General features: G+C 39.1%; 18 protein-coding genes. 16 read left to right on the top strand and 2 right to left on the bottom strand.

Annotation, left to right across the window (positions count from 1 at the left end; all coding sequences use genetic code 11):
• Window positions 1-4: 4 nt before the first annotated feature.
• From AC0OMU_RS19035 to tagH, 4 genes are all read left to right on the top strand, one after another.
• Window positions 5-1,168, top strand: a complete 1,164-nt coding sequence (locus tag AC0OMU_RS19035) for a glycosyltransferase family 2 protein (RefSeq protein WP_181220212.1) — start codon at window positions 5-7, stop codon at window positions 1,166-1,168.
• A complete protein-coding gene (locus AC0OMU_RS19030) occupies window positions 1,161-3,257 on the top strand; it encodes a CDP-glycerol glycerophosphotransferase family protein (protein WP_474241416.1) in 2,097 nt (698 codons plus the stop codon). The genes AC0OMU_RS19035 and AC0OMU_RS19030 overlap by 8 nt, the downstream gene beginning before the upstream one ends.
• A gap of 172 nt (window positions 3,258-3,429) precedes the next feature.
• Window positions 3,430-4,257, top strand: coding sequence for a teichoic acids export ABC transporter permease subunit TagG (gene tagG / locus AC0OMU_RS19025; RefSeq protein WP_029318771.1), 828 nt, complete (start codon window positions 3,430-3,432; stop codon window positions 4,255-4,257).
• 19 nt (window positions 4,258-4,276) lie between these two features.
• Window positions 4,277-5,860 carry a teichoic acids export ABC transporter ATP-binding subunit TagH gene (gene tagH / locus AC0OMU_RS19020; protein WP_474222321.1) on the top strand — a complete coding sequence of 528 codons (1,584 nt, stop codon included), beginning with the start codon at window positions 4,277-4,279 and terminating at the stop codon, window positions 5,858-5,860.
• A gap of 38 nt (window positions 5,861-5,898) precedes the next feature.
• Here the strand turns inward: tagH and galU are convergent, their stop codons facing one another.
• The gene (gene galU, locus AC0OMU_RS19015; RefSeq protein ID WP_003227944.1) at window positions 5,899-6,777 is read right to left on the bottom strand and encodes a UTP--glucose-1-phosphate uridylyltransferase GalU; all 879 of its coding nucleotides are present in this window, start codon (window positions 6,775-6,777) and stop codon (window positions 5,899-5,901) included.
• A 340-nt stretch (window positions 6,778-7,117) separates the two neighbouring features.
• Between galU and AC0OMU_RS19010 the strand changes: the two genes are divergently transcribed.
• From AC0OMU_RS19010 to wecB, 4 genes are all read left to right on the top strand, one after another.
• Window positions 7,118-8,485, top strand: coding sequence for a hypothetical protein (locus AC0OMU_RS19010; RefSeq protein WP_474241415.1), 1,368 nt, complete (start codon window positions 7,118-7,120; stop codon window positions 8,483-8,485).
• Between the two features lie 34 nt (window positions 8,486-8,519).
• On the top strand, window positions 8,520-10,040 hold the full coding sequence (locus AC0OMU_RS19005; RefSeq protein ID WP_340034796.1) for a glycosyltransferase: 1,521 nt from the start codon (window positions 8,520-8,522) through the stop codon (window positions 10,038-10,040).
• Window positions 10,041-10,115: 75 nt separating this feature from the next.
• Window positions 10,116-12,026: a glycosyltransferase gene (locus tag AC0OMU_RS19000; RefSeq protein WP_181220207.1), complete on the top strand. Its 1,911-nt coding sequence runs from the start codon at window positions 10,116-10,118 to the stop codon at window positions 12,024-12,026.
• Window positions 12,027-12,048: 22 nt separating this feature from the next.
• Window positions 12,049-13,191 (top strand): non-hydrolyzing UDP-N-acetylglucosamine 2-epimerase, encoded by a 1,143-nt coding sequence (gene wecB / locus AC0OMU_RS18995; RefSeq protein ID WP_047183282.1) that lies wholly within the window; start codon window positions 12,049-12,051, stop codon window positions 13,189-13,191.
• A gap of 39 nt (window positions 13,192-13,230) precedes the next feature.
• Here wecB and tagU read toward each other — a convergent pair whose 3' ends face one another.
• Window positions 13,231-14,151 (bottom strand): polyisoprenyl-teichoic acid--peptidoglycan teichoic acid transferase TagU, encoded by a 921-nt coding sequence (tagU, locus tag AC0OMU_RS18990; RefSeq protein WP_015251104.1) that lies wholly within the window; start codon window positions 14,149-14,151, stop codon window positions 13,231-13,233.
• Between the two features lie 212 nt (window positions 14,152-14,363).
• Here tagU and AC0OMU_RS18985 point away from each other — a divergent pair, with 212 nt between their 5' ends.
• The 8 genes from AC0OMU_RS18985 (at window position 14,364) to tuaD (ending at window position 25,581) form a co-directional block, all read left to right on the top strand.
• The gene (locus AC0OMU_RS18985) at window positions 14,364-14,687 is read left to right on the top strand and encodes a hypothetical protein (protein WP_015384797.1); all 324 of its coding nucleotides are present in this window, start codon (window positions 14,364-14,366) and stop codon (window positions 14,685-14,687) included.
• A gap of 27 nt (window positions 14,688-14,714) precedes the next feature.
• Window positions 14,715-16,868 carry a SpoIID/LytB domain-containing protein gene (locus AC0OMU_RS18980; RefSeq protein WP_015483774.1) on the top strand — a complete coding sequence of 718 codons (2,154 nt, stop codon included), beginning with the start codon at window positions 14,715-14,717 and terminating at the stop codon, window positions 16,866-16,868.
• 87 nt (window positions 16,869-16,955) lie between these two features.
• A complete protein-coding gene (locus AC0OMU_RS18975) occupies window positions 16,956-18,443 on the top strand; it encodes an N-acetylmuramoyl-L-alanine amidase (protein WP_015483773.1) in 1,488 nt (495 codons plus the stop codon).
• A 219-nt stretch (window positions 18,444-18,662) separates the two neighbouring features.
• The gene (gene tarQ / locus AC0OMU_RS18970; protein WP_015483772.1) at window positions 18,663-20,567 is read left to right on the top strand and encodes a (poly)ribitol-phosphate teichoic acid beta-D-glucosyltransferase TarQ; all 1,905 of its coding nucleotides are present in this window, start codon (window positions 18,663-18,665) and stop codon (window positions 20,565-20,567) included.
• 234 nt (window positions 20,568-20,801) lie between these two features.
• Entirely contained in the window at window positions 20,802-21,461 is a 660-nt protein-coding gene (locus AC0OMU_RS18965; protein ID WP_003242561.1) for a sugar transferase, read from the top strand.
• Window positions 21,462-21,516: 55 nt separating this feature from the next.
• Window positions 21,517-22,968 (top strand): teichuronic acid biosynthesis protein TuaB, encoded by a 1,452-nt coding sequence (gene tuaB / locus AC0OMU_RS18960; RefSeq protein WP_474241590.1) that lies wholly within the window; start codon window positions 21,517-21,519, stop codon window positions 22,966-22,968.
• Window positions 22,965-24,134: a teichuronic acid biosynthesis protein TuaC gene (gene tuaC, locus AC0OMU_RS18955; RefSeq protein ID WP_015483770.1), complete on the top strand. Its 1,170-nt coding sequence runs from the start codon at window positions 22,965-22,967 to the stop codon at window positions 24,132-24,134. Before tuaB ends, tuaC begins: the two co-directional genes overlap by 4 nt.
• Before the next feature lie 61 nt (window positions 24,135-24,195).
• Entirely contained in the window at window positions 24,196-25,581 is a 1,386-nt protein-coding gene (gene tuaD, locus AC0OMU_RS18950; protein WP_014478137.1) for a UDP-glucose 6-dehydrogenase TuaD, read from the top strand.
• Window positions 25,582-25,589: the final 8 nt, after the last annotated feature.

Genomic DNA, 25,589 nt, shown 5'->3' with positions numbered 1-25,589 from the left:
TAAGTTGAAACATCCATTAATCAGTGTAGTCTTACCTGTTTATAATGTGGAAGCCTATGTAGAAGAATGTCTTCAATCTATAATTGGCCAAACATTGGGTTTTGAGAAAATTGAAGTTATTTTAGTCAATGATTGTTCAACGGATGGCACAGCGGCTATTCTAGATCGATATGCCGAGCAGTTTACAAATATAAGAGTAATACATTTGGAACAAAACTGCGGAGCACCTGGAAAACCAAGAAATATTGGAATTAATAAAGCTAAAGGTGAATATATTATATTTTTAGATCCTGATGATTACATTCCAAAAGATGCTTATGAAAAATTATATAAGGTCATGGAAAAAAACAAATCAGATTTCGTTATGGGCAAAATGCTAAGCTTTAATGATGAAACTGGAAATACACATGAACATATAACATTTAAAAATTATTTTATGCATAAGCATTATAATAATGTAAATATTGAAACTGTTCCATTTTTCCTTCAAGTAAAAACAGCTGTCTACTTAAAATTAGTAAAAACAAGTTTTTTAAAAAAGCATAGTATTTTATTTCCAGAGGGTATGAGAAATGGGGAAGATAAAATTTATGATATGGCTCTCTTCACAAAAGCCGAAAAGTTCAGTTATATACCTGAGTATATTTATTATTATAGGACAAGAAATGATGCAAACAATCTATCGTTGACACAGCAAAATATTAAAAATACCTTAAAAAATGATGTAACTGCTGCATTAAAAATAAAAGAATTTTTAAATGAAGAAGAATACTTTTATTTTCAAATAAATGCTTTTAGGTCTCTATTGTGGAAAATTTGTGATCCTGATTTCAACAATATGTCTGTAACTGAGAGGCTTGAGATATTTGAAATGATTAGACCTGTTGTACAAGGATTTAACCCTGATATTACCGGAAAATATTTTTCTATTGAGAAACCTTTACTTAGTTTGATTGAAAAAAATTTCTTACTAGAAGCTTTAGAATACAATTCTATGATCGTCTCAAGAAGATGGTGGTACAATACAGGAATAGAATTGCAAAAAATGTTTAAGCGGCAGCAAGCCATCAAAAACTCACTATCTTGGAGAATAACTAAAATCTTCAGAAGCAAAATAAAAGCAACTAAGTTGAAATATAAAATTAAGGAGAAATTGGTTAGTGATTGAAACTACATTATTGATTCCTGTTGGCACCCAAGATAACAACTTAATGCAAACATACATTGATTTTGTTAAAGGTCAAAGTATGAATTGGAATAGATTGGAGATATTTTTTGTTGTAGACGACAATGATATAGCTGATCAAAATCTAGATGAGAATGTACATTTAATTAGTAGTAAAAATTTTAATATTTCATTGAGTAAAGGAAAGTATGTATTCCTTTCAAATATTGAATATCGCTACGATTCAAATTTATTGAAAAGACTTTCTGAAAAGATGAATATAAATGGGGTATCTGTAATAAAAGCATATAGATTGTTAAATAACAATTTATATGAAAATATAATTGCTTCGAGGATAATGCCAAAACAATATTTGGTTGAGACCGGTTTCTTCTCAGAAAATACTTTTAATCGTGATAATTTAGTTCAATTCTTTTTTGAGCAAGATACAAAGAATATTGAAATGGATTATTTGGGAGAGTGTTTTGTAGATAATGAATTTATTGAATATAGTTATCAATGTCATATCCAATCTTTTAAAAAAATCGTCAGCTTAAATAATGAGCAATTTCTTACGGAATTTGGAGAACTGATATTGGAAACATTAATGTCTTATGTAGATACGAATGTTTTTTTGAATAATTTACTTGATAAAGATCATAGGGATGCGTACGATACAATAAAAAAGATAAGTGAAATTGTTAAGGTAGAGGAGATTTATAACTTTAATGAAGTAGGTTATGGAACCTTTGTTAAATTGATCCAGAAAAATTGTTATTATGAAGCAACAGAGTTTATGAAATTGTTAAAGAGTAAAAGACATTGGTTCAACCAATCAAGAACTTATAAATCTTATTTTGCGAGAGTTCCGTTGTTTGAAAAATCGTTATCTTGGAAATTAACGAAGCCTTTGAGAGACTTAAAGTATCAATCCGGCCATATCAAGCAGATGCTATATAAATATCTTCTTATTTCTTTTACATATATAGTGAAGCTGTTATATAGAAAAGATGTATGGTTAGTCGGAGAGAGATTTGATCAAGCTGAAGACAATGGATACGCCTTCTTTGAGTATTGTAGAACAAATCATCCAGATAAAAAAATCTTTTATATTATTGAAAAAGGTTCCCCGCATGCTGAAAAGGTAAAACGCTTAGGAAATATACTTTATCACTCCAGTTTTAAACATAAATTATATATGTTTTTAGCTAATGCATATATAAGTGCATGGACATTTCAAGAAGGTTTGTATCCATGGCCTTTAAAGGTGTATAACAAGTATTATAAAAAAGTTTTAAGCAACAAATATAATATCTGTCTGCAACATGGTTTAATTATGTATAACATTTCACCTTATTTGCATAAAGAGAAGTATAATCAAGATCTCGTTATTAGCAGTTCAGAAAAAGAAAAAGAGATTATACTTAATACCCTAGGTTACAATAGTGATGAAGTTGTCGTAACTGGTCTTTCGAGGTTCGATAGGCTGTCAAAAAATAAATCAAATAAAGACCAGATTTTAGTTATGCCGACCTGGAGAAGAAGTTTAGTTCAAATGAATAAGCATAACTTTTTAAAATCTAAGTACTTCCTCTCTTACCAGAATTTGCTTAAAAATGAGAAGTTCCTTAATATGATAGAGGATAAGGGAATTGAAGTCAAATTTTATATACATTATCAAATGCAGAAGTATATAAAAAATTTCAATGTTGATCATCCACAGATTGAAATTTTAACCAAAAGTAATGCAATAGTATCTGATTTGATTGGAGAAAGTTCTTTATTGGTTACAGATTATTCATCTGTTTCTGCTGATTTTTTGTTTATGAATAAACCAGTTGTTTTTTATCAATTTGATCCTTATGATAATCATTCCATCAGAGTAAAGGAGATTAAATCTGAAGACATTGGAATAGTTGCATCAGAAGAAGAAACTGTTGTAAATAACATAATTGAGATATGTCATAGAAACTTTGAAATAGATAAGCAATTTAAAGAGAATTCTAAGAAGATCTTTAAATTTAAAGATGATAAAAATAATGAACGTATCTATAATACGATCTTAAACACTGTAAAAAGAGCAAATAGATAAGAACATTGTAGAAAAAACCGATGGATTAAATCTGTCGGCTTTTTCTATACATTAAATTTAGACAGCTACAATGTGAAAAAAAACTTAATATCTGTTACAATATTCACCGGTGCTTTCAAATTTCTTTAACCGAAAGATCCAAAAAATCATTTAAGTCTAAGGAAGATAAACAATGAATGCATTAGTAAGAATCGTAAAAGAGCAAGTGACATCGTTTCCTTTAATTTTGCGCTTAGCTTCGTATGAGACAAAGTCTCAGTATCAGATGAATTATCTTGGCGTATTATGGCAGTTTCTCAATCCTCTCATTCAAATGCTGGCGTATTGGTTTGTATTTGGTATGGGGATTCGTAACAGCAAGCCAGTCATAACAGGTATTGGAGAAGTGCCTTTTATTGTTTGGATGCTGGCTGGTTTGATTCCGTGGTTTTTTATTAGCCCGACGATTCTGGATGGATCAAACAGTGTATTTAAACGGATCAATATGGTGGCGAAAATGAATTTTCCGATCAGTTCACTGCCTTCTGTTGTGATTGCTTCAAATTTATTTAGTTATTTTGTAATGATGGGTGTTTATGTCATTGTCCTTTTAGCAAGCGGTATTTATCCTAGCTTGCATTGGATACAATATATTTACTATTTAATCTGCATGATTGTGTTTATGTTTTCATTTAGCTTGTTTAACTCTACAATCAGTGTGCTTGTCAGAGATTATCAATTTCTGCTGCAGGCCGTAACCAGATTATTGTTTTTTTTACTTCCGATTTTTTGGAATATCTCAGAGCAGCTCGGGAAAAACCACCCGAATCTTCTGCCTGTGCTTAAGCTGAATCCAATTTATTATTTGATAGATGGATTTAGGAACAGCTTCTTAGACGGAAAATGGTTTTTCCAAGACATGAAGTACACGCTGTATTTCTGGCTGTTCACATTCCTTTTATTGTTAGTGGGTTCTATTCTGCATATGAAATTCAGAGACAAGTTTGTTGACTTTCTTTAATACGTAAGGAGATTGTACGATGAAACTAAAAGTTTCGTTTCGAAATGTTTCAAAGCAATATCATTTGTATAAAAAACAATCGGACAAGATAAAAGGATTGTTTTTTCCGGCTAAGGATAATGGTTTTTTTGCTGTGCGGAATGTCTCCTTTGACGTGTATGAGGGAGAGACAATCGGCTTTGTAGGGATAAATGGATCAGGGAAATCAACCATGTCTAACCTGCTGGCTAAAATTATTCCGCCGACCAGTGGTGAAATTGAAATGAACGGCCAGCCGTCGCTGATTGCGATTGCTGCCGGTTTAAATAACCAATTAACGGGCCGGGACAATGTCCGGCTCAAGTGTTTGATGATGGGGTTAACCAATAAAGAAATTGATGATATGTATGACAGCATCGTTGAATTTGCCGAGATTGGCGATTTTATTAATCAGCCGGTTAAAAACTATTCCAGCGGGATGAAATCGCGTCTCGGTTTTGCGATTTCCGTGCATATTGACCCTGACATTTTAATTATTGACGAAGCGCTTTCTGTAGGGGACCAAACGTTTTATCAGAAGTGTGTAGACAGAATAAATGAGTTTAAAAAGCAAGGAAAAACGATTTTCTTTGTCAGCCACTCAATCGGTCAGATTGAAAAGATGTGTGACCGTGTTGCTTGGATGCACTATGGCGAGCTTCGTATGTTTGATGAAACAAAAACGGTTGTCAAAGAGTATAAAGCGTTTATTGACTGGTTTAATAAGCTGTCTAAAAAAGAAAAAGAGACATATAAAAAAGAGCAGACGGAAGAGAGGAAGAAAGAAGATCCTGAAGCGTTTGCCCGTTTCCGCCAAAAGAAGAAAAAGCCGAAATCATTGGCTAATGCGGTTCAAATTGCTATTTTGTCTATCCTGACTGTATTCATGGCAGGAACGATGTTCTTTAATGCTCCGCTTCGTACAATTGCTTCGTTTGGTGCTATCCCGCAAAATGAAGTGAAGAATCATCATGGCAATGCAAAGGGCAAGTCAGAGGAACGCTTAACCGCAGTCAATAAGCAAGGGTTTATAGCAAATGAAAAAGCGGCTGCTTATAAGGATCAGGGTTTGAAACAGAAGGCTGACGTTACACTGCCATTCGGTACAGAGGTGTCGGTAGCTGCAAAAGGCAAACAGGCATCGAAAATAAAGTTTAACGGACAGTCTTATTTTGTGAAAAAGAGCGCTGTTGCAGTTAACATGAAACATGCTGAATTGCATGCCGCTGCATTTACGTCTTATGTATCGCAAACCGCAGCATCTTCCTATGAATACTTTCTGAAATTCCTGGGAGACAGCAGAACCAGCATTCAATCCAAATTGAATGGATACACTGAAGGGGATACGGCTGACGGCAGAAAAACGTTAGATTTTGATTATGAAAAAATCAGCTATGTGCTGGAGAATGATAAAGCAACAGAGCTTATTTTTCATAACATTTCTCCTATCAACCCGGCGTCACTATCCTTAAGTGATAGCGATGTATTGTATGACAGCAGCAAGAAGCGTTTTCTTGTGAATACAGATGATCAGGTTTTTGCAGTTGATAATGAAGAGCATACACTGACTTTGATGTTGAAATAAAAAAAGGCTATTGGATGAATGTCCAATAGCCTTTTTGTTTAGATTTCTTCTTTGTTTAGTAATCCTTCCATAAATGGAACGAGCTGATCGCGAAGCTCTTTATCCTGCATCGCAAATTCTAGAGTTGTTGTGATAAAGCCGAGCTTTTCACCAACATCATAACGCTTGCCTTCAAAGTCGTAAGCAAACACTCTTTGAATTTCATTCAGTTTTTGAATGGCGTCTGTGAGCTGAATTTCTCCGCCGGCGCCAACCTGCTGCTCTTCTAAATACATGAAGATCTCAGGCGTGAATACGTAACGGCCTAAGATGGCAAGATTAGAAGGTGCTGTGCCTTTAGGCGGTTTTTCAACGAAGTTTTTCACCTGATAACGGCGGCCTTCACTTGTCAGCGGGTCAATAATGCCGTAGCGGTGTGTTTCTTCTTCAGGCACCTGCTGAACACCGATAATAGAAGAAAGCGTTTTTTCATATTCATCCATTAATTGGCGCAACCCTGGTGTTTCAGCCTGAACAATATCGTCTCCAAGCAGTACCGCAAACGGCTCATCGCCGATAAAGTTGCGCGCGCACCAGACAGCATGTCCGAGACCTTTAGGTTCTTTTTGGCGGATATAGTGAATGTCAGCCAGGTTAGAAGCCTTTTTCACTTTTTCAAGCAGCTCAGTTTTTCCTTTTTCTTCTAAGTTTCTTTCAAGCTCAGGAGAGTAATCAAAATGATCCTCAATCGCACGCTTGCTTTTTCCTGTTACGATAATAATATCTTCAATACCGGCTTCAACAGCTTCTTCAATTATGTATTGAATGGTAGGTTTATCAACGATAGGAAGCATTTCTTTCGGCATTGCTTTCGTAGCCGGCAAGAATCTCGTTCCGAGACCTGCGGCAGGGATTATGGCTTTACGTACTTTTTTCAATTTCAAAGCACCTTCCTTAAGAACAGATTTAGGGTCACTCTTTTGAATGCAGAGTATTTAAAATGTTTGAGTTTCTTTTCTCATCAATACCCTATTTTCATTCTGTTAAACACATTTAATCATATAAGAAAAACCAATATTAAACAAGAGTCAATTCAGTGACTTTGGGGTTGAGGAAATGCAAAAAAATATCATTAATTGATAGATAAAACAGTTTCACCTGATCCGGTATTTCAAGAAATATAACAGCTTCTTCATCTCTAGAGCCTGCTCAGCAAAAGTGATATAATGTAGTTCTGAAAATGTGACTGTACGAATTTATTCGAAAGGTAATAAATAGATGATGACGATTAAGGTTTCTACTCCAAAATTAGCATTTGTTTGTCAAGAGCTGAATGCTGCAAAAAAGTTTAGTATCAATACGATCGATTGGAATTATCCAATGGAAATTGTCACTTTACATCATGAGCCCAATGGGCCTTCTTCTTTTAAAGATACTGCTGTTATTAATATGTACAGCTACTTTAAAGGTTCTGAACCTCAGAAAGATAAAATCAAGCATCCGATTGAACAAGACGGTTTAACATATATTCAAGAACCAAATAAGCCAATTTATCGTTATTACAATAATGGACGTTATATCAAATATCAAAGGTTTACAGCATCAGGAGAACTTGCTGTCATTGATTACTTTAATGAAAGCAGGCAAAGATTTAAAAGGGAAGAATATGATTTGTCTGGATATGTACACAGCTTAATGTACATGGATCTGGACACTAACAAACCGAAGCAGCATCTTTATTTAAGGGCAGATGGCACTTGTTATATGACAAAATGGTATAAGAATGATGGAACAACTGAAAAAATTGTCATTTTTGACGAAAAAGAGAATATAGTCAGTGTATTGTATTCAGAAAATGAACTTTCCCGTTATTTTCTGAGCCGCTTGATAAAGGAAGCGGATTATTTATTTATGACTTCTGAAATTGAGTTATATACTACATTAAAAACTCTTTCAGTTGAATATTCCTCCATGTATCTAGGTTTTATAGAGACGAATGAGATGTTGGAAAACCCTGAAAAGGAAATAGGCCACCTTGATGCTTTCGTGGTTCCTTCCTTGAAGAGATATCATGACATAATTAAAAATACGGGGCCTCGCACAAATATTTATTACGTTTCTGAAGAGCCGTTTACCCGCAAGCGTTTTGTGGACAAACTAATAGATCAGGTGCCATTTAATAATCAATTGAAGGATATGAATGTTGAGCTGTTAATGGCAGAATGGCAATCAAAATCCGATTTATATTTGTCATCCAAGGTTGAATTTAAAGGCTGCATTCCTCCCCATTCTGTGGGCCGCCATAAAATGTATTGGAAGTTAAAAAATAAAAAGAGCGGCACTGAAAGCACGTTTAACGCAAAAGTAAACAGCGAGGAAGAACTAATATTTACCGTAAGCGGTACACTTCGTATTCACTCTGTATTAGATCAGTTGTCCACCATTGAATTGTATCTCTGTTCCGAGTGGGATAATAGCTTCTTTGCATCAGGTGTGCGAATAACCGATTCAAAGGAAATTCCATTATCAGAACAAAGTATTTCAGGCTGGCAAGTTACTTTAGAAAAAGAAAATAATTATTTGAGTGTTCAGACTGCCGAGGGATTTCGGAGAAAATTAATGAAACGGCTGTTTGTGAAAAAATAGCAGACAAGGTTTTACCAGAAGAAGGAGCTTGAAGATGAGAAGGATCTTTTCACTAATATATGAAATAGACATTGAAAAAGGCGGCATTACAAGCTCTATGATGTCAAGATCTTTTACATTTGCGGAGCGCGGCCATAAAATCGATTTGGTTACACTTGATTATAAAGACAATTATGATCAGATTGAGCAAGTGCTGAAGAGCGCTGGAAGGCTGCATGCTGATGTGAATATCCTCAATATTTATGATGACTATAAAAATCAGCATAAGCATATGAAAGTTGGGGAAGTGCAACAAAGTTACTATGATCAAAATCGTAATCGCTTTGAAGAACCATACGCTGCGTATCATAATAAGGAAAAATTAGAAACGGAATACTTCAAGAATGGCTTATATATAAAAAAGAAAAAATGGGATGAGTCGGATAATCTTTTATATGTAGATCATTTCAATGAAAATATGCAAATGACAAAGCGAGAATTCTTTCATGGCGGTTATGTAAATAAAACTGTGATTTTCGATACAAGAAGCGGAAAAATCAATCAAATTCACTACACAGCACCCGACGGTTTCTGTTATTTAACAGAATGGTACCATTTTAAAACAGGAGCCAGTCAAGGAGTTATGCTGTTTGGCCGTGGTGAAAAGGAAGCTGTATTTTTCAAAAACAAGCACCAGTTTCATACACATTGGCTTGAAACGTTATGTGAGAAAGAAAAGGACCCTATTATCATCTGTGATGGAGTCGGAAGTGCTTCAAAAGTAAATGAAATGCGTGCAGGATTGGCAAAACGATTTTACTGTGTTCACTCAAATCATTTAGATTATCCTTATACGTTAGGCAGCAAAGTTCGAAACAATCATCAATATGCGATGGAGCATATTAAGGATTATGACGGGCTGATCGTATTAACGAATGAACAAAAAGAAGATATCATGAAGGATTTTGAGTCGAACAATAATATTTTTGTTATTCCTCATGCACCAAGAAGGCTTGAAAAATTACAAACGTATGAAAAAAAGAAAAACGAGTTTGTCATGGTGGCCAGATATCATGAGGAAAAAGGGATCGATAAGGTCATAAAAGCAATGGGAATCGTAAAAAAATCCCGGCCGGATATTGTCCTGAATATATATGGCAGCGGTCCCGGCTATGAGGAATACCAGCAATTGATCGATGATCTTAAGTTAGATAATGTACATTTAAAAGGGTATGTCGCAAATCCCGCTCCATTTTATCAGCAGGCGCTTGCCACATTATTAACATCAAAATTTGAGGGGTTTAGTCTCGCGATTTGTGAATCGTTTTCGTGCGCAACCCCTGTTATCAGTTTTGATGTGAAATACAGCCCGAGGGAGCTCATAAAAGAACACGAAACGGGAATGCTTGTAGAACCTGATCATATTGACCTGCTTGCTGAAAGTATCATTTATTTGTACGACAACCCTGAGAGAGCCATTCAATACGGAAAAAATGCAAAGAACTTAATGGATACTGAATATAGTGAAGCCCGATTATTTGAAAGATGGGAAGAAGTATTTGAAATAACGAAATAGTACGTTTTTGCACCATTTTTGTTCATTATATGAGCTTTATGTGAAGAAATAGAAGCGGATAAGGATAGAGGTGTCATGGTGAAAATCACTGCAGCAGTACCCACATACAACTCAGAACATTTTATCTCCCGCTGCCTGGATAGTCTGGTTCAACAAACCATGCTGAATAATGAGTACGAAATTATTTGTGTAGATGATTGTTCACAGGATGGCACGGTTTCAATATTAAAAAAGTACAGTGAACAGTATTCTAATATAACGGTTATAGAACGAGAAAAAAATTCGGGAGGGCCGGGGGAGCCGCGAAACCAAGCGATACGTGCTGCGAACGGTGAATACATTTTTTTTATTGATTCCGATGATTATGTAGGAATCGAAGCGTTCGAGAGAATGTATCAATTTGCAAAACAGCATGATTCAGATATTGTGCTTGGGAAAATGGTCGGTGTAAACGGCAGATCGGTCCCGCAAGCTATTTTTAAGGAAACGAAACCTGAGGCGGATCTTGTAAAATCTCCGCTTGTTTACTCAATAGGACCGACAAAACTTTTTAAAGTTTCACTGCTTAGAATGCATGACATATATTTCCCCTCTAATATACAGGCTACAGAGGATCAGGTATTTGTCATGCAAGCTTATTTAGAAGCGGACAAAATTTCTGTCCTGGCCGATTATGATTATTACTATGCTGTACAGCATGACGGCGAGCATATGACGTTTGCATACGTTGCGCCTCAAAGCTACTATGGCGCAATGAAGGTAATCATAGATATGATTCGTAATAGCCGTCTTTCACATAATCGCAAAATGAAGTTTATGGCGAAGTTTTTGAATCGTCATTTTGATTTTTCCAGAACAACGGACTTTACCGTAACAATCGAGGACGAACGGGAGCAGCAAAAATGGATGACAGAGCTGCATCATTTTGTTGAACAAAATATACCACGGGAAATTGATAAACTTGTTCATTCTCATACGCGGTTAAAATTACACTTTGTACGCCATAATGACCTAAAGGGCTTAAAGCAGTTTGAAGCTGATAAAGAAAATATGGCACAATATACGTCAGTTAAAAATGGTCATATCATAGCAAACTATCCCAGCCTTATCTCATATCATTTGGCAGAGAATGAACGGATTGTTGATGACAGAAACAAAATCAGTCATTACGTGAGCGAATTTCAAATGAAGGACAACACTTTCACATTAAGAGGGTCGGTTACCCACACGGCTTTACAACCAGAGCATCAAGCTATGCAAACTTTATACGGCATTTGGGTGCACCGTGATAGAAAAACTGAAAAAATCATTTCCCCAGTGTATTCTAAGGACGGAGAATTTGAATTTCTCACGAAGTTTACTGATTTGGCTATTCATGAAGAAGATATTGGTGTTTGGGATTTCTTTATTGAATCGGGGATAGACGGCTATAAAAAACGCGTCCGAATTGGCAGCAGCAGAGAACCGTATCCTTATTCAAAACATGCTAAATATATTGGGAATAACGGGGAATATGCTTTCAGCGCACGGCCGTACTTTACTAAAACCTATGATAATTTGTCGGTGGATATCAGAAAGCAGGAAGTTCTGAAAGTCGAATTCAGAGATAATGATTCGGACCAGCATTTAACGTTCGTATTTCCTGGAAGCCAATTGTTTTTTCCGAAGCAATCTTTATTATTGCTCGAATGCAATAACCAAGAGTTTTTAATACCAATAAAAAATCAAATCAGTTCAGCTGATGGGACAGTGATACAGGTTGATCGGAATCTCGTTCAGCAAAAGTTTGCTCCGGCTTATTTACAAAACACCAATATTGTTTTATCCATTAATTCTTATAAAACCACATTGGTTCCGAAAAAGGATGTCAGTGTGTACTTTTGCAGTAAAAATATTGAAAAAAAGCTATGGTGCTTTAAAATAAAGAAGAAAGTAGATCTATTTATACAATCGGACCAATCGAAATTCTATCTAACAGCCCGTTAAACAAAGAAACCAGGTGACAAATATGAAAAAACTAAAAGTTATGACCGTTTTCGGGACCAGGCCTGAAGCGATCAAGATGGCACCGCTTGTGCTTGAATTGAAAAAATATCCTGAAATAGATTCCTATGTAACGGTCACTGCACAGCACAGACAGATGCTCGATCAGGTGTTAGACGCGTTTCACATCAAGCCTGACTTCGATTTGAACATTATGAAGGAGCGCCAGACACTGGCAGAGATTACGTCCAACGCACTTGTGAAATTGGATGAGCTGTTTAAAGATATCAAACCTGATATTGTGCTTGTCCATGGTGATACGACGACGACGTTTGCCGGAAGCCTAGCCGCTTTTTACCATCAAATTGCTGTCGGTCATGTGGAGGCGGGGCTCCGTACAGGGAATAAGTATTCCCCGTTTCCGGAAGAGCTCAATCGACAGATGACAGGGGCGATTGCTGATTTGCATTTTGCTCCGACAGGCCAGGCGAAAGACAATTTATTAAAAGAAAACAAAAAGGCCGCCTCTATTTTTGTAACGGGCAATACAGCGATTGACGCACTCAACACAACGGTTAGGGATGGTTACTCACATCCTGTTCTCGATCAGGTGGGTAAGGATAAAATGATTCTCTTGACCGCTCACCGCCGGGAAAATTTGGGTGAGCCAATGGAAAATATGTTCAAGGCCATCCGCAGAATTGTAGGGGAATTTGAAGATGTACAAGTCGTTTACCCTGTGCACCTGAATCCTGTTGTCCGGGAAGCGGCTCAGAAGCATTTTGGTGATTCTGACAGAGTGCATCTGATTGAACCTTTAGAGGTGATTGATTTCCATAACTTTGCAGCGAAATCGCATTTTATATTGACAGATTCGGGCGGCGTGCAGGAGGAAGCCCCATCTCTCGGGAAACCGGTGCTTGTTCTGCGTGATACGACGGAACGGCCTGAAGGAGTGGAAGCGGGAACGCTGAAACTTGCAGGGACGGATGAGGAAAACATTTATCAGCTGGCAAAACAGCTGTTAACTGATCATGATGAGTACAAGAAAATGTCCCAGGCTTCTAATCCGTATGGAGATGGAGAGGCTTCCCGCCGGATTGTGGAAGAATTGCTGTTTCATTACGGGTATCGGAAAGAACAACCGGATTCATTTACAGGCAAATAAAAAAGAAGCTTTGCACATTGTGCGAAGCTTCTTTTTGTTTTACTTTTCGAGGCTTTCCTTCAGCTCTTTTGTAATATCGGAAAGGGCGCTTTCATCAGCTTGGTAGTAGTAAATTCCATTGATTTTCGTGCCTGTACCTTTTAGTTCGTGCTGTTTAATATGTTTCCGGGCACCTTTGTAATCGGACTGGATATCCCACATGTTATCGAAGGTCAAGTTCGTTTTCACATTATCTTCAACAACTTTAAACATATCTCCGAATTTCGTGATAGAAGAAATATTAGCGCCTTTATTAATAATACCTTGGATGACTTGGCGCTGGCGGTCCTGGCGTCCGAAGTCGCCTCTCGGATCTTCTTTTCTCATCCGGGTATAAGCGAGTGCTTCTTTTCCATTCAGCGTGATTTCTCCTTTGCCGAACGAATAACCGTCATAACTAAACGCGAATGTGCTGTTAACTGTAATGCCGCCAAGTGTATCAACAACGTCTCTAAAGCTTTCCATGTTCACTTTTACAAAATAATCAACCGGGACATCGAGGAAGTTCTCAACAGTGTCTACCGTCATCTGCGTGCCGCCGAAAGCGTATGAATGGTTGATTTTATCCATTGTGCCTTTTCCGATAATTTTTGTATACGTGTCACGCGGAATGCTGACCATGTCGGTTGTATTCGTTTTTGGGTTAACGGTCATATAAATGAGCGTATCGGCACGGCCCTTATCGCCGTCGCGTTCATCCACACCCATGATTAAGACGGAAAAAGGATCTTTTTTATTGATACTGACTTCTTTATCCCTCTTTTTCGATTTATCAATGCTTTCATGAATACTTGCCACGGTTGAAGCTGCTTTATGCCATAAGTAGTATGCATAGCCGCCTGTTCCGAGTACAAATACGGCCACAATGGCTAAAATGACAAGTAACGCCTTTCTTTTTTTCTTTCTTTTTTCAGCTCTCATAATAAAGTCCTCGCTTTTTTGTAATCTAGTACGATTATAAGTTTCTTAATATTTGAAAACAACTAAAATTTGTCTGATTCTTTACAATAGACGGCTCCTTGTAACAAATGTTTCGGTATTTTAAGAAAATCCGCAAAAATTTTTCGTTGTTTTGAAAGAAATCTTAAAATAAGCTTAAAATTGTCGATAAAAAGTGGAGAGGTGATATAGGAATGAAAAAAATTGCTATTTTAATGTTCTCAATGCTGCTTCTTTTGTCTGCGTGCGGCACAGCTCAGAACTCATCAGGAGCAGAAACAAATTCAGACAGCCAGGATGCGGCTGCAGAAGAGACAGTAACGAAGGAAGGCACTTTTGCCGGTTTGGCGGACAGCCATACAATTGCAGTCACTATTGATGATAAAGAGACGTCGATTCAGGTTGGTTCAGACCTTCAGGACAAAATGAACAGCATTTCAGAAGGGCAAAAAGTTGTTGTCAAATATACAAAAGATTCAAATGGCGCTTTAATGCTTAAGGATCTTGAGACAAAGTAATAAAAAACTCTTAGGGGGTTCCATGTTTTGAAAAAAATGAAGCTCTTGCTTCTATCGTCAGTCACTGCGGCGGCTGTAGCATGTCCGGCGTTTATGCAGACTGCGAAAGCCGCTGATAAAACCATTTCGGTTAAGCTGAGTAATTATGTAGGCAGCAAATCAAGTTTGGATGTCGATATCATAGGCGGATATGAAATTCCCGGCTCAAGAATTGCGGATACGGAGCGATATGGAGGAGCAACCCGTTTTGATGTTGCCAATAATGTCGCCTCTGCCGGATGGACAAATCCAACTACTGTGGTCATTGTGAATCGGGACGCTTTTGCCGATGCGCTCTCAGCAACCCCGCTTGCCAAAAAGTACGATGCACCGATTTTATTAACAGATGCAGATTCGCTAACACCAAAAACAGAAAGCGAAATTGCAAAATTAAATCCTGACAATATTCTCATCATTGGCGGGACAATCAGTGTTTCTAAAAATGTAGAAAATACATTAAAAAAATATGGTTCTATCGATCGGATTGGAGGAGCAACCCGTTACGAGGTTTCTAAAAACATAGCCGATCGGATGGGGAATTACAGCCAGGCAGTAGTGGCCACAGGCATGGTCTTTACGGATGCCCTGTCAATCGCGCCATATGCTGCAATGAACGGTTATCCGATTTTACTTGCGGGAGACAATAACATCCGCAGTGATTACAAAATTCCAAGCAAGGTTACAATTGTCGGCGGTCCGTTGAGTGTCAGCACTGGTGTGGAAGCTGCATTAAAAAAGAAGGCAACTGTGAAACGGATTGGCGGCGTTTCCCGATATGAGGTATCTGCCAATATCGTTAAAGAATTAAATATGAAAGCAACAAAGGTATTTATGTCAAACGGCCAAACATTCGCGGATGCATTAACGGGATCTGTGCTTGCAGCAAAGCAGGGAAGCCCTTTACTGCTGGTTGAATCAGGCAGCCTGCCGTCACCAGTCGCTGATGTAGTAGCGTCAAAAGGAACTCAGTCATTTGCGCTGCTTGGAGGAAGCATTTCCATCAGTGATACGCTAAAGAACAAACTGGCAGATACTTTTGCAGGAACTGGATATACAGTCAAGTTAACCGGCGGAAACCTAGTGCTTTATAAAAACAGTACTGCAATCAAGACGCTTGGAACGTCTTTTACAGCACAGCCTAAAAAATATGCAACTGCAAATTCTATCAGTCTGAACGGAACGCCATATCTCGGAAACATGAAATTTACAATAGAGTCAGGCAAATATGTTCGGCCAATCAATGTGAATATCCCCTTTGAAGATTATTTAAAGGGTGTTGTTCCTCATGAAATGCCGGCCAGCTGGCAGAAAGAAGCGCTTAAAGCCCAAGCTGTCGCAGCGAGAACTTATTCCATCAGTTCGGCCGGAAAAGAAGTACAAGACACCACCGCTTTTCAGGTATATGGCGGATATGACTGGAATTCAAAAACTTCAGAAGTGGTCGAAGCTACAAAAGGAAAAGTTTTGAAATACAATGGGAATTTGATTTCAGCTACGTATTCCTCAAGCAACGGCGGCTACACAGAAGCGAGCGGTGAGGTGTGGAGCAGCCAGCTTCCTTATTTAATCGCCAAAAAAGATACGTACGACCCGCAAATCAGCTGGTCTCTGTCTTTAAATAAAACCCAGCTTGATAAGAGCAGTCTGAATCTGAAAAGCCCGGGTTCTTGGTGGAGCTCTAAAAATGAAACAAACTCATCATATTTGAGCGGTTTGAAAAGCTGGTTTATTAAAAATAAATACAGCAATGCCGAGTCTATCAAAATCACGAAAATATCCAGTGTGAAATTCAGCACGGAGAAAACTGCCGGTCAGCGGCCGGAAACAGCAAGCGTCACATTCTCATATTTCGTGAAAGAAAAATCAAATGGCTATATTCTGTCAAATGGAAGCCTCAGTGAAAAAACAGCAACAATTACTGTACCTGCAGCAGAGCTGAGAACGATGCTTGGCGCTTCCAATATGAAGAGTACATATGCTTCTGTCTCAAGCAATACAAACGCCTTTCTCATTAGCGGTAAAGGATACGGACACGGCATAGGCATGAGTCAGTACGGAGCCAATGCCAGAGCAGCTGCCGGACAATCTTATACAACAATTTTAAGTTTTTACTATCCGGGAACAACTCTATCAAGCTATTAAAAGATTGTTAGAGTCAAAGGAGGCGAGATGCCTCCTTTGTTCGTTATTTGATTTATGAATCATTATGAATCTTTGGAGGGACTATCTTTGCGGATCTTTCTTAAAAGCATACCTATGCTGATACTAGGAGTCGTGTTATTTGTACCAAATGCGTTTGCGGCCAACTCTGTTACAAGGCTGGATGGAGCAAGCAGATATGAGGTTGCAGTAAATGTATCAAAACAAGGCTGGAGCAGTGCAGGCACGGTTGTTATAGCAAACGGAACAGCATATGCCGATGTATTAACTGCTGCACCTTTGGCTTACAAATACAATGCCCCGATTCTATTGACGGAATCATCTAAACTGACTGCACCGACGAAAGACAGAATCAGCCAGCTTAAACCGAGCAAGGTCATCGTCATTGGCGGAACGATCAGTGTTTCTAACAACGTTGTAAGCGACATTAAAAAATTGGGTATTTCCAATGTGGAACGGATCGGCGGAAGAAGCCGCTATGAAGTTGCTCAAAATATTTCTAAAAAATTGTCTTCAAATTCAAAAGCAGTAATCGCAAATGGAACGGCATATGCTGACAGTCTGGCAATCGGTTCTTATGCTGCCCGTAATGGTATTCCAATTCTTCTGACGACTGAAAGCTCTATTCCCGAACCAACGAAAAATGCGATGAACAGCAAAGGAACAACATCGACTATTGTGGTCGGGGGAGAAATCAGTGTCTCAAAAAGCGTTTACAGCCAGTTGCCATCACCAACAAGGATCGGCGGGAACAGCCGTTTTGAAGTGGCTGCCAACATAGCGAAAAAGTATTATTCTTCATCAAAAGCTGCATTTGTCAGCAATGGCTATCAATATGCAGATGCTTTAGCGGGTTCTGTGCTGGCGGCGAAGCAAAATCGCCCAATGCTATTTACTGACGCCGGTTCATTGCCGACTGCGACAAGAACAGTCATCGGATCAAATAGCAAGAACACTTTCACAGTTCTTGGGGGAACCATTTCAGTTACCACAAATGTTGTGAATCAGCTGAAAAATGTGATTGTTGGCAAAAAGGTATTTGTGGATGCAGGACATGGTGGTTATGACAGCGGCGCGGTAGGTAATGGTTTAAAGGAGAAAGATGTTAACCTTGCCGTTGCTAAGCTTGTAAACAGCAAACTTTCCAATGGTGGAGCCATTCCGATTATGGCCAGATCTACAGATGTTTTCTTGGAGCTTTCAGAGCGGGTTGCAAAAGCAAAAAGCAATAATGCAAACCTGTTTGTGAGTATTCACGCCAATTCAGCGAGCCCAGCAGCAACCGGTACTGAAACCTACTATTATACAAAATATGAGTCAGAAAACAGCAAACGGCTTGCGACAGAAATACAAAACAGACTCTATAAAGCACTCAATACTCAAAACCGCGGCGTGAAAATCGGGAATTTCCATGTCATCAGAGAATCAACGATGCCGAGTAGTTTAGTGGAGCTGGCGTTCATTTCAAATGCGAACGACGCAAGTAAGTTAAAGAGTGCTTTGTATCAAGAAAAAGCAGCTCAAGCAATATATGAAGGAATCATTGGATATTATTAGGGGATTAAATTAGTAGACATCAATAGCGGCTTGCCGGCAGAACCTATCAGGAATTGCCGGCAAGCTTTTTTATACGATAAAATGAGAAAAATTTTAAACCACATATGCTATGTAAAAGTTTAACAAAATTTAAGGTTAGGCCTATTCTTATTGACAGATGTTTTTGATATAATTATCAGGCAAAAATATAACCGATCCATTAGGGTAGTGAGGTAATCGATGAAAATAAGCATTGTTATCCCTGTATATAATTCAGAAGATCTTATTTCCGAATGTCTTGATAGCTTAGTTAACCAAACGATGCCAAAAGAGGATTATGAGATTATATGTGTCGATGATAAATCTACGGATTCATCTTTAGACATTTTGAATCGATATAAAAAGAAATATGACAATATTGTTGTTGTTGAAAGAACCGTAAATTCAGGCGGTCCAGGTGCGCCGCGGAATGATGCAATAAAAATTGCCAAAGGTGAATACATCCTGTTTGTTGATTCCGATGACTATCTAGGCAATGAAGCATTGTTAAGATGGTACAATTTCTCAAAAGAGAATGATTCAGATATTACTTTAGGTAAGTTAAAAGGGATAAACGGCCGAGGTGTTCCCAAATCAATGTTTAAGGAAACAAACCCAGATGTTGATTTGGTTGATTCCAAAATTGTTTTCACATTGGGACCCCAAAAACTGTTTAAAGCCTCACTTTTAAAAGAAAATCAAATCATCTTCCCTACTCACATAAAAGCAGCGGAAGATCAAGTCTTCACAATGAACGCTTATTTAAAGGCAAAGAAGATTTCTGTTTCAGCTGACTATGATTATTACTATCTGGTCAAAAGAGACGGTGAACATATGAGTGTTGCTTATGTTCCCCCAGAGAACTTTTATGGAGCAATGGAAGATATTATTTCTGCTATCAAGGCTAGTGACCTGGAAGAAGGAAGAAAAATTAAACTGATGGCAGTATTTTTAAACAGGCATTTCGATTTTTCGCGGACAAAAAATGTCACAATAAAAATGAAGACCGATGAAGAAAGAGCTGAATGGTTTAAATATTTGTCTTCATTTATTCATGCAGTACCTGAAGAGGCTGATCAATTTGTGCTTCCGCATATCAAATTGCGTCTGCTGTTTATTCGGAATAATGATTTGCAGGGGTTAACCCAGTATGAGCGTGAGGAACAAGACATTAAAAAGTTCTGTGTTGTATATAACGGGGATTTAATTGCACGTTATCCGAGCTTAGAGCGATATCCAATTTCTGAAGAACTATTAAAAGTGAATTATAAAAATAAGCTTGAGCATTATCTGCAAAATATTGAATTTAACGATCGCAGCCTCAGCATTCAAGGAACCATTAAACACAAATTGGTTGATGATGAAATGAATCAAAATCAATCTCTGACAGGAGTATTTGTTCATCGCGATACAAAGGCGGAAAAATACATTTCGCCGGCTAAGTATGAAAATTCAACATTTACATTTGAGTGCAAGTTTGATGAACTGGCATCTGCAGAAGAAGATTTAGGCGTTTGGGATTTCTTTATTGAATCGTCGATAGACGGCTACAAATTAAGGGCGAGAATCGGAAACAAGCGTGCTGCGTATAAGTATTCTACAAAAACGATGTATTTAGGGCATAATGCTTTGTTTGTCTTCAGTGCAAGACCATATTTCACAATGAACTACGATAATCTTTCGATTGATATAAAGAAACATGCCTATACAGAAGCAGAACTTTCATATGAAACAGAATCAAAAGATTTATCATTTATTTTTAAAGATAAGCAAATCTGTTTGCCAAATCATTCAAAAATCATTGTGAATACCGGACAGTCTGAAATCTCATTACCGGTAAAACGTATAGAGTTAGAGCCTAATTGTACAAAATTGACGGTAAACGTGCAGAGTTTGCTTGAACAGCTAGTTCATGTAAAGAAAGAGCGATTAATTGAATTTGCGATAAATACTTCCCAAAATAAAATCAGTGCAAAAGTGGATAACCAAACAATTGTCCTGGACACACGGAACGTGGAACGAAAATCCATGTTATTCTTTAGTAAAATGGTTGAGGTTCAATACAAGCTGTTAACCTCTAAATCAAAGTTTTATTTTCAATATTAAATGCTTCTCAACGAAAAGAGACAAATCAGTAAAATGATTTGTCTCTTTTTTTAAACAATATGCTTAATTTTTAAAAAAAGTGTCTAAAACAATAAAAAGTTTACGGATAAATGTCAGAAAAAATAACAAATTCACACTTCTTAACATACCATTTACATCCAATTAACATCCGTCTGCTAAACTGACTGGCATAGGTCATCATAACATCCCAAACAAATCGTGAGGTGTGTGTCAGTGAGTGCAGAGAAAAGCATGAATGTGAGTCGTGAATTCTCAGTTCAGCAAATACATTCTTTTACATTATCTGAAAAGACGGCTCGTTATTTGGCAATAAAGCGCGTAATGGATATTTGGTTTGCGCTCATTGGGTTGGCGATTGCGCTGCCAATGATTGCGGTATTTTCAATATTGATTTGTTTGGAGACGCCGGGGCCTGCCATTTATACGCAGGAACGCGTAGGGAAAGGCGGGAAACCATTTAAGCTTTATAAGCTTCGTTCCATGAAAATAGATGCCGAGAAGTCTGGGGCGGTTTGGGCACAGAAGCAAGATCCGCGGGTGACAAGGATCGGAGCTTTTATCAGAAGAACGAGAATTGACGAGCTTCCTCAGCTGTTTAATGTGCTGAAAGGCGATATGAGTATGATTGGCCCTCGTCCGGAACGGCCTGTATTTACGGAAAAATTCCAGAATGAGATTCCAGGCTTTACACAGCGTCTGGCTGTTAAACCGGGATTGAGCGGCTGGGCTCAGGTGAACGGCGGTTACGATATGACGCCGAAGGAAAAGCTGATATTTGATTTATATTACATTCGCAATCTGACTTTCACTTTAGAATTAAAAATTATGTTAAAAACTTGTAAAGTAGTTTGGACGGGTGATGGTGCAAGATAAAACAGAATTCCATTATTTACCATCAATCTGAGCTTAAAAAGAAGTAGGGAATATGATGCCAAGTATTACAAAACAAATCATGAGCGGTGCAAAGTGGACAAGTATTTCAACCATGTGTATTACAATCATACAAATTGTTCAGTTTGCCCTGCTTGGAAATATGATGACCTTAACAGAATTTGGGCTTGTCGGCATGATCACAACGGTTACAGTTTTCGCCCAGATTGTGCTCGATATGGGTTTTGGCGCAGCATTAATTCAGAGAGACGACGCGACGGAGCGCCAGCTGTCAACATTGTATTGGCTTAACATTATGACGGGCGTTTTGCTGTTTGTTCTTTTATATGTGAGCAGTCCTGTCATTGCGGGATTTTATCAAAGAGAAGAGCTGGTGTTTCTGGTTCGGATTCTGGCGATTATGTTTTTGATCGCGCCAATTGGACAGCAATATCAGTATATGCTGCAAAAGCAGCTGCAGTTTAATACGTTAAGCAAAATAGAGATTTTTTCAAATGTATTTTCATTCGGATATTTAGCGATAGCGGTTTTTATGATGGATGCGATTTTGGCGTACGTGATTTCTCAAGTCCTGCTGCAGTCCAGTAAAGGGATTTTATATTGGGCTGTATATCGAAAAAAGTGGCATCCTGCTTTTGTTTTTGATTTGAGAGGCATGAAGGATTTCTTTTCTTTTGGAGCCTTTCAGCTTTCATCCCGTCTTGTGAACAGGCTGGGAGCAAATATCGACATGATTTTGATCGGCCGGTTTATTGGTGCTGAAGCATTGGGAATTTATAACCTCGCTTATCAGATTGTCACCATTCCGGTTTTGAAGATCAATCCGATTGTCACACGGGTGGCATTCCCTGTTTTCGCAAAAAACAAATATGAAAACAGCGTGATCAGAGAAGGCTTTCTGAATATGACAAAAATGCTGGCGCTTGTTTCGTTTCCGCTGTTAATCGGGCTCGTGTCTGTGTCAGACGCCTTTATCACAGCGGTTTTCGGAGAAAAGTGGCTTGCTGCTGTTCCGATCCTGAATGTTCTGGCCATTGTCGGGATACTAAGAGTGCTCATGAATCCAAATGGATCTGTACTGCTGGCAAAAGGAAGAGCTGACTTAGCGTTTTATTGGGATTCCGGCGTACTGCTGCTGTACGTATTATCACTGTTTGCAGCTGTACAGACGGGAAGTCTGCTGACAGTCGCATGGGTGTATGCCATTATCAGCGTTGTTAATTTCCTGATCGGGCGCTGGCTCCTGGCATATGTCATCAAGCTTAACCTTTCAGCTTATTTCCAGTCGATTATGAAGCCATTTCTGATTACTGCGGCGATGGGCATCATCGCGTTTGGTGTAAGCCTCAGTACCGAACACTTCAGTATGCAGGCAGAAATGCGGCTGGCCATTTCAGTTGCGGCCGGGGCGCTGTGCTATCTCTTTCTTTTGGTAAAAGCGTACCCTCAAACGAAAAACAAACTACTAAGAAAAGGGCGTTTGTCATGAAGATTTTGTGGATCACAAGCGTATATCCGAGCAGTATGAAACCCGGAGAGGGTGTGTTTCATGAGACACAGGTGCAAGAGCTGCAAAAACTCGGGCTTGATATCACTGTGATATGCCCACGGCCTTTTCATTCAGCACCTGTCCGCATGCTGAAAAAGACATATCGAAAAAAGGATGCCAGACCGGAGTATGAGATTAGAAAAGGGATACCGGTTTACCGGCCTTTCTATCGGGCAGTTCCCGGCCAGCTGAAGTGGGCGCAGCCTCATCGGAGAATCGCATCAGCCGTTTTAAAAACAATGAAACAGCGCGACCTATATCCGGATCTGATCCATGCTCATTTTGCCATGCCATCGGGCGGGGCTGCGGCAGTCGTGTCAGAGTCAGCGCAAATTCCTTATATCCTGACCTTGCATGGCAGTGATGTGAATGTCTATCCGCATTATAGCAAAGGAGCGTTTAAAGCCTTCAAGCGTGCCGTAGGTTCTGCGTCAGTTGTTTTAGCAGTCAGCCACAAGCTTCAGGAAGAAGCCAAAAAGCTTTCGGGCTTTGACAGCTCGGTTTTGCCAATTGGCATACAGCTCAGCCGTTTTCAGGAGAATGAGGAGACGAAAGAGGAAATCAGAGAAAGACTCGGACTCCCGCTTGATCAGCGTCTGGCTGTCTATGTCGGCCGGCTGGTCAGAGAGAAAGGCATTTTTGAACTGTCTGAAGCGATCGAATCGCTGCAGGACCCACCTCAGGCAGTCTTTGTCGGGGATGGTCCCGCAAAATCGACGCTGACGCAGAAGGGGCATATCGTCACAGGCCAAGTGCCGAATCATCATGTAAGAGACTATTTACTTGCGGCAGATCTATTCGTGCTTCCTTCTTACAGTGAGGGGATGCCGACTGTTGTGATTGAGGCGCTGGCGCTAAGGGTTCCTGTTATCTGTACGGATGTTGGCGGAGTGTCGTCTTTATTCGGAAAGCACCAACATCTGCTGATTAAACCGAAATCCGCTCAAGCCTTGGCGGAAGCGATCACTCGGTACGAACATGAGCAAATATGGAAGCCGGAAGTAGCAGATGACTTGTATGAAACCGTGCAGGCTCAATTTGACGCAGGAAAAAACGCCAAGGCTTTGCATCATCAGTATCAGACGGTCACGAAAACGTCCGTTTAATCGTAAGAAACTGCGACCAATATAAATAGGAAGATCATTTTACAGGAGAGGGATGAGCGCTGTGAAAAAAATAGCTGTCATTGGAACAGGTTATGTAGGACTCGTATCAGGCACTTGCTTTGCGGAGATCGGCAATAAAGTTGTTTGCTGTGATATCGATGAATCAAAAATCAGAAGTCTGAAAAATGGGGTAATCCCAATCTATGAACCAGGGCTTGCAGACTTAGTTGAAAAAAATGTGCTGGATCAGCGCTTGACCTTTACGAACGATATCCCGTCTGCCATTCGGGCCTCAGATATTATTTATATTGCAGTCGGAACGCCTATGTCCAAAACAGGTGAAGCTGATTTAACGTACGTCAAAGCGGCGGCGAAAACAATCGGTGAGCATCTTAACGGCTACAAAGTGATCGTAAATAAAAGCACAGTCCCGGTTGGAACAGGGAAACTGGTGCAATCTATCGTTCAAAAAGCCTCAAAGGGGAGATACTCATTTGATGTTGTATCTAACCCTGAATTCCTTCGGGAAGGGTCAGCGATTCATGACACGATGAATATGGAGCGTGCCGTAATTGGTTCAACAAGTCATAAAGCCGCTGCCATCATTGAGGAACTTCATCAGCCATTCCATGCTCCTGTCATTAAAACAAACCTAGAAAGTGCAGAAATGATTAAATACGCCGCGAATGCATTTCTGGCGACAAAGATTTCCTTTATCAACGATATCGCAAACATTTGTGAGCGAGTCGGCGCAGACGTTTCAAAAGTTGCTGATGGTGTTGGTCTTGACAGCCGTATCGGCAGAAAGTTCCTTAAAGCGGGTATAGGATTCGGCGGTTCATGTTTTCCAAAGGATACAACCGCGTTGCTTCAAATCGCAAAATCGGCAGGCTATCCATTCAAGCTCATCGAAGCTGTCATTGAAACGAACGAAAAGCAGCGTGTTCATATTGTAGATAAACTTTTGACTGTTATGGGAAGCGTCAAAGGGAGAACTATTTCAGTCCTGGGATTAGCCTTCAAACCGAATACGAACGATGTGAGATCAGCTCCAGCGCTTGATATTATCCCAATGCTGCAGCAGCTGGGCGCCCATGTAAAAGCATACGATCCGATTGCTATTCCTGAAGCTTCAGCGATCCTTGGCGAACAGGTCGAGTATTACACAGATGTGTATGCTGCGATTGAGGACACTGATGCATGCCTGATTTTAACGGATTGGCCGGAAGTGAAAGAAATGGAACTTGTAAAAGTGAAAACCCTCTTAAAACAGCCAGTCATCATCGACGGCAGAAATTTATTTTCACTTGAAGAGATGCAGGCAGCCGGATACATTTATCACTCTATCGGCCGTCCCGCTGTTCGGGGAACGGAACCCTCTGACAAGTATTTTCCGGGCTTGCCGCTTGAAGAATTGGCTAAAGACTTGGGAAGCGTCAATTTATAAAAAGAAAA

The sequence above is a fragment of the Bacillus sp. FAU18 genome, from assembly GCF_056033885.1.
Note: the sequence above shows the minus strand (reverse complement) of the source record. Positions and strands in the feature narration are given on the sequence as shown.

Bases quoted from the DNA above. Each gene is read 5' to 3' on its own strand.
- tagG (WP_029318771.1), top strand. From the start codon at position 3,430: ATGAATGCATTAGTAAGAATCGTAAAAGAGCAAGTGACATCGTTTCCT.
- tagH (WP_474222321.1), top strand. From the start codon at position 4,277: ATGAAACTAAAAGTTTCGTTTCGAAATGTTTCAAAGCAATATCATTTG.
- AC0OMU_RS19010 (WP_474241415.1), top strand. From the start codon at position 7,118: ATGATGACGATTAAGGTTTCTACTCCAAAATTAGCATTTGTTTGTCAA.
- AC0OMU_RS19005 (WP_340034796.1), top strand. From the start codon at position 8,520: ATGAGAAGGATCTTTTCACTAATATATGAAATAGACATTGAAAAAGGC.
- AC0OMU_RS19000 (WP_181220207.1), top strand. From the start codon at position 10,116: ATGGTGAAAATCACTGCAGCAGTACCCACATACAACTCAGAACATTTT.
- wecB (WP_047183282.1), top strand. From the start codon at position 12,049: ATGAAAAAACTAAAAGTTATGACCGTTTTCGGGACCAGGCCTGAAGCG.
- tagU (WP_015251104.1), bottom strand. From the start codon at position 14,151: ATGAGAGCTGAAAAAAGAAAGAAAAAAAGAAAGGCGTTACTTGTCATT.
- AC0OMU_RS18985 (WP_015384797.1), top strand. From the start codon at position 14,364: ATGAAAAAAATTGCTATTTTAATGTTCTCAATGCTGCTTCTTTTGTCT.
- tarQ (WP_015483772.1), top strand. From the start codon at position 18,663: ATGAAAATAAGCATTGTTATCCCTGTATATAATTCAGAAGATCTTATT.
- tuaB (WP_474241590.1), top strand. From the start codon at position 21,517: ATGCCAAGTATTACAAAACAAATCATGAGCGGTGCAAAGTGGACAAGT.
- tuaC (WP_015483770.1), top strand. From the start codon at position 22,965: ATGAAGATTTTGTGGATCACAAGCGTATATCCGAGCAGTATGAAACCC.